Here is a 3,720-nt window from a genome sequence, read left to right as displayed (position 1 = left end):
CGCGAAGTCGCCGCCGCCGCACGCGCGTCGGCCGAAGTCGTCGCATCCGTTGTGGGTCGCGGCGCGGACCTCGAAGGTGCCGATCAGCCAACCCGCCGCGACCGCGCCGGCAAGGGGTAGGAGCCAGGCGAGGGGCGTGGTCGGGAACCGGCGGGACGCGGTTGCGTCGGTCGTCATGCCCGGAGGCTATGGGGCCTTGCGGTCGTTTCGGTGAACGGTCGGGAAGCGCGCGATGAAGGGTGGCCGCCCGGCGAGGGGTTCGCGGGGCGTCAGGGTTGCGCAGGGTCGGTGCCGCTCTCGACGTCGCCCGCGGATTCCCCACCGGGAACGGCCGGGAGGTAACCGTCCAGGTCGAGGATCGTGGTCTCGGGCAGGGTCACCGCGACCACCGAGAGGTCGGCCGGCAGGTAGCGGACCGTCGCGGGCAGGCCGGGCTGGGGGAGGGCGTCCGGCGGGAAGCGTCCGCTGTACGGCGTGGTGACGCGCTCGCCGCCGGCGGTGCGGTACGCGATGGTCAGCCGCAGCGTTTGGCGACCCGAGCGGACGCGGGGGTCGGCTGCCTGTACGGCGACGATGCGGCCCCGGGTGGTCACCCCGTCGGCGCGCAGTCGGGCGGTGTCGGCTTCGGCGCGGCGTCGGTGGGCCCGATCGCCGAGCACGGCCAGTGCGGCCGCGACGGTGGCGAGGGCGAGCGGGGCGGCGGCGACGAGATACCGGATCGAGCCCGAGGCGGAGGTGTGGCGCAGCGTCAGGACGCCGACCGTCGCTCCGAGCAGGATCAGCGTCCACACGGCGGGGCCTGGGCGGTTCCTGCGGGGTACGACGGCCTTGGGCGTCATGGCACGAGGGTAGCCGTCGGCTTCGTCGGCTTCGTCGGCTTCGTCGGGTCGAGGGGTGTGCGGGGCGGGTTCGGGCGGGGGGTGGTGTGCAGGGGGCTATCGGTGTTTCGGGGTGTGGATGTGCGCGGTCGCCGAGGCGGCGGGAGCGCACGGGCCGCATCCGGTGGCCCGGCGGGATCAGGGTGGTCAGTGCCGGGCGGTGGCTCCGTGTTCGGAGGCCAGTTCGGTGATGCGGTGTGCGGTTTCGACGTCCTTCGCGGTGATCGCGCCGCCCGCGTCGTGGGTGTTCAGAGCGAAGGAGAGCGTTCCGTAGAGGATGGTGACGCGCGCGTGGTGATCGGCGGCGTCCTCGGCTTCGGCGACCGCCGCGTAGAACCCGCCGACGGCGGGGCGGGCCGTCTCGTAGGTTGCGGTCAGGGCGCCGTCGGCGACGCGCCAGTCCGAGAGCGTAGCGAGCGCCCGGTCCAGTTCGGCGGGGGTGAGCGGCTGGGTGGCCATGGCAGGTTCCCTTTCGTCGGGTCGGGCGTTGTCGCGGCAAGTATGTCCCCGCCGGGAGGCCGGGCGCGGTATTGAACGACGTTCTAACATGGAACGAGGCGAGGTCCGCCGTCGAACGAGGCTGGGGTGTTGAGCATGGCGGGGACACGGCGCAAGCGGCTGGAACAGCCGAGGGAAGTGGTACTCCAGGCCGCGATGGACGCGATAGCCGAGCACGGCCTCGCGCAGCTCACGATGGCGGGCCTGGGCAAACGGGTGGGGATCAGCGGCGGGCACGTGGCGTACTACTTCCGGTCCAAGGAACAGTTGCTCGTCGAGACACTGCGCTGGAGCGAACAACGCCTCGGCGAACGGCGCCGGGCCCTGCTCGACGCGTCGGACGCCCCGGTCGCCGAGCGGCTCGCCGGCTACATCGACCTGTACCTGCCGGACCGGCGCGCGGACTCGCGGTGGACGCTGTGGCTGGAGGTGTGGACGCGGTCGTTGGGGGACCCGGAGGTACTGGCCGCGAGCGCGGAGATCGAGGGGCCGTGGGTCGAGGACCTGCGGGCGTTGATCGCGCCGTATCCGGACCCGGACGGATACGTGCTGAGGTTGCACTCGCTGCTCGACGGGTTGGCGACGCGAATCGTGACGGGGGCGCCGGGGCCGGATCGGGCGGAAATGGTGCGGCAGGCGACGGAGTTCGCGGTGCGGGAGGCGCGCGGTGAGCGGTGAGCGGTGAGTAGAGCGCGGTGAGTAGTGCGCGGTGAATAGTGCGCGGTGCGCGGGCGTTTCGCCGGTGGGCGTGCGGTGCGTGCGGGACTGCCTGGTTCGACGTGCGTTTCCCGGAGTGGGCGCAGACCACACGAACAGGTGGTCGGGGGGCGAATCGTTCCGGTTTCGCGGTCCTCGGGAGCATGGTTGAAGGCATGAAGTGGTGGCGCAACCCGCGGCAGCGGGTCGGGGCGATCTGTGCGGTCGTGGCGGTGCTCGTGATCGTGGGGCTCGTCGACCATCCGTGGCGTGACGACACGGAGTCGGCGGCGCACGACGTCGGTTCGCGGGCGCTGACGCAGACGCGGGCGCCGGCGGAGGCGGGGGCGACCGCGTCGCCGCGTGTGACGCGGGCAACGGCGGCGACAGGGGCGGGGGCACACGGGTCGCCGGGGTCGACGAAGCAGCCGGCCAAGCGGCCGTCCGTGGTCAAGAACGTGGTGCCCGACCTGCGCGGGGTCGATCTGCAAAAGGCGTGGGACGGCGCCCGGGCGGCCGGCTATCGGTTCGTCACGACGCACGACGCGAGTGGCCGCGGGCGTCGGCAGTTCCTGTACAGCAATTGGAAGGTGTGCGACCAGGAGCCGGGTCCGGGGCCCAGTGCCAAGGAAGTGCCGGTCGCACTGGGCGTGGTCCGGCACGACGAGAAGTGTCCGGCGGCGAGCGTGCCCACCGAGGAGCCCCGGATCGTCGACGGCCGGCTGCCCGACCTCACCGGCCGCAGCGTCAACATCGTGCGGGCGGCGCTGCGCGGCGACGCGCACGTCAAGGCACGTGACCTGGACGGAGATCGGCCCGTGCTGGTGGAGACGCACTGGATGGTGTGCACCCAGAAACCGGCCGCGGGGCAGCCGGTTCCCGACACCGTGGAGTTGGGCGTGGTGAAGTACAGCGAGCACTGCCCCTGACCGGCGGCCCACCCTCGGCGGCGCCGAGTCGGCGGGACCCACCTACGCGTGGAGCGACTCCCGGGCCGGGTCGACGAGTTTGCGAACCGTGCGGCCGTCGGCGAAGCGGCCCAGGGCCGTCATCGTCCAGGCGGGGCCCTCGCGGACCAGCTTGCACATCAGAACCGCCGTGCGCGGCTCGGTGTTCGACAGTTCGAAGTGGACCAACTCGGCGCCGGTCGTGTCGTCGACCAGGCGGCAGAACGCGCGGGAGACCTCGGTGAACTTCTGGCCGAGGAAGGAGTTGACGGTGAACACCAGACCCGTGACGTTCGCCGGGAGCGCGTCGAGCCGGACCACGATCGACTCGTCGTCTCCGTCGCCCTCGCCGGTGAGGTTGTCGCCCGAGTGCTCGATCGCGCCGCTCAGCCCGGACAACTTCATGAACCAGACGGTCGCGACCTTCTTGCCCTGCGCGTCGAACGCGATGCACGAGGCGTCGAGGTCGATGCTGCCGCCGCGCTTGGCGGGATCCCAGCCCAGCCCCATCCGGATCCGGCTCAGCGGCGGGGCGCCGGTCTTGACGAGGGACACCGACTGGTCCTTGCGCAGGCTGACTCGCCCCTTGTCGAGGTTGACCGAGCCACCACTGCCACCGCTCGTGTCCTGCGGCGCGGGTTCCGGCTGCCGCACGCGCGCCGGCGGCTCGGAGGCCTGCCCGTGGGCGGCCGGCGCGGGCT

5 protein-coding genes are annotated in these 3,720 nt (G+C 72.4%); 2 read left to right on the top strand and 3 right to left on the bottom strand.

What is annotated here, in order from left to right; all coding sequences use genetic code 11:
* Nucleotides 1-269: 269 nt before the first annotated feature.
* Both GT354_RS20635 and GT354_RS20630 read right to left on the bottom strand, forming a co-directional pair.
* Nucleotides 270-839, bottom strand: coding sequence for a DUF3592 domain-containing protein (locus GT354_RS20635; RefSeq protein WP_161357823.1), 570 nt, complete (start codon nucleotides 837-839; stop codon nucleotides 270-272).
* Nucleotides 840-1,025: 186 nt separating this feature from the next.
* Complete coding sequence (locus GT354_RS20630; RefSeq protein ID WP_161357822.1) at nucleotides 1,026-1,337, bottom strand: 4a-hydroxytetrahydrobiopterin dehydratase; 312 nt, start codon at nucleotides 1,335-1,337, stop codon at nucleotides 1,026-1,028.
* Nucleotides 1,338-1,472: 135 nt separating this feature from the next.
* Here GT354_RS20630 and GT354_RS20625 point away from each other — a divergent pair, with 135 nt between their 5' ends.
* Nucleotides 1,473-2,054, top strand: a complete 582-nt coding sequence (locus GT354_RS20625) for a TetR/AcrR family transcriptional regulator (RefSeq protein ID WP_161357821.1) — start codon at nucleotides 1,473-1,475, stop codon at nucleotides 2,052-2,054.
* A 194-nt stretch (nucleotides 2,055-2,248) separates the two neighbouring features.
* Nucleotides 2,249-3,001 (top strand): hypothetical protein, encoded by a 753-nt coding sequence (locus GT354_RS20620; protein WP_161357820.1) that lies wholly within the window; start codon nucleotides 2,249-2,251, stop codon nucleotides 2,999-3,001.
* Nucleotides 3,002-3,043: 42 nt separating this feature from the next.
* Here GT354_RS20620 and GT354_RS20615 read toward each other — a convergent pair.
* Nucleotides 3,044-3,720, bottom strand: a 677-nt coding sequence (locus GT354_RS20615; RefSeq protein ID WP_202512098.1) for a TerD family protein, incomplete at its 5' end; no start/stop codon positions are given.

The organism is Streptomyces sp. SID3343 (assembly GCF_009865215.1).
Classification (GTDB): Bacteria; Actinomycetota; Actinomycetes; order Streptomycetales; family Streptomycetaceae; genus Embleya.
Note: the sequence above shows the minus strand (reverse complement) of the source record. Positions and strands in the feature narration are given on the sequence as shown.